Annotated in this window: 1 protein-coding gene and 1 pseudogene; both read left to right on the plus strand. The window is 71.7% G+C overall.

The genetic code is table 11. The features are described 5' to 3' along the window. Positions 1-195 (plus strand): annotated as a pseudogene (locus AC1D15_RS33675) (glycosyltransferase family 1 protein); the annotation flags it as partial. Then, positions 192-1,098, plus strand: a 907-nt coding sequence (locus AC1D15_RS33680) for a glycosyltransferase family 4 protein (RefSeq protein WP_477829482.1), incomplete at its 3' end; no start/stop codon positions are given. The pseudogene AC1D15_RS33675 and the gene AC1D15_RS33680, both read left to right, overlap by 4 nt.

A 1,098-nucleotide genomic window follows, 5' to 3' on the forward strand; every position in this document is an offset into this window, starting at 1 on the left:
GAGGTGCACGGCTGCGGGCTGTGCGTGAACCCGCTCGACCCGAACGCGATCGCCGACGCGATCCGGCTGCTGCGCGATGCGCCGGACCGGGTGCGCGCGATGGGCGAATCGGGCCGGCGCGCGGTCGACGAGGTGTTCAACTGGCCGCAGGCCGAGCGGGCGCTGCTGGCCTTCTACGACGAGTTGCTGCGTTGAACATCCTGTTGATCAACCACTACGCGGGCTCGCCGCGCCACGGCATGGAGTTCCGGCCGTACTACCTGGCGCGCGAATGGGTGCGCGCCGGGCACCGGGTGCAGATCGTCGCGGCGTCGCAGTCGCACGTGCGCAGCCGGCAGCCGGAGGTCGGCGACACGCCCCTCGACGAGACGATCGATGGCATCGCCTACCGCTGGCTGCCGGCGCCGCGCTACGGCGGCAACGGCATCGGCCGGGTGCGCAACATTGCGGCCTTTCTGATGCGGCTGTGGCGCGAGACGCCGGCGCTGGTCGAGCGCTTCCGGCCCGACGTGGTGATCGCCTCCAGCACCTACCCGATGGACATGTGGGTGGCACGGCGCATCGCGCGGCGTGCGAAGGCGACGCTGGTGTTCGAGGTGCATGACCTGTGGCCGCTGTCGCCGATCGAGCTGTCGGGCATGTCGCCGCGGCATCCGTTCGCGCTGCTGTGCCAGAAGGCCGAGGACGATGCGTACCGCGATGCCGACGTCGTGGTCTCGATGCTGCCGAAGGTGGCCGGCCACATGGGTGCGCACGGGCTGGACCTGCGCAAGCTGCACATCGTGCCGAACGGCATCTCGCCGGACGACTGGGCCGGCGAGCCGGCGCCGCTGGATGCGGCCATCGCTTCGCACATCGCCGCGCAGAAGGCGCAGGGCCGCACCGTCGTCGGCTACGCGGGCTCGCACGGGCTGCCGAACGCACTCGACGTGATGCTCGATGCGGCGGCGCTGCTGCGCGACGAGCCGGTCTCGTTCGTGCTGGTCGGCGACGGCATGGAGAAGCCGCGCCTTGCGCAGCGCGTCGCGGACGAATCGCTGCGCCACGTCGCGCTGTTCCCGCCGGTGCCGAAGGCGCAGATCCCGGCGCTGCTGCGCG

This window comes from Rhizobacter sp. P2_H2, from assembly GCF_056403375.1.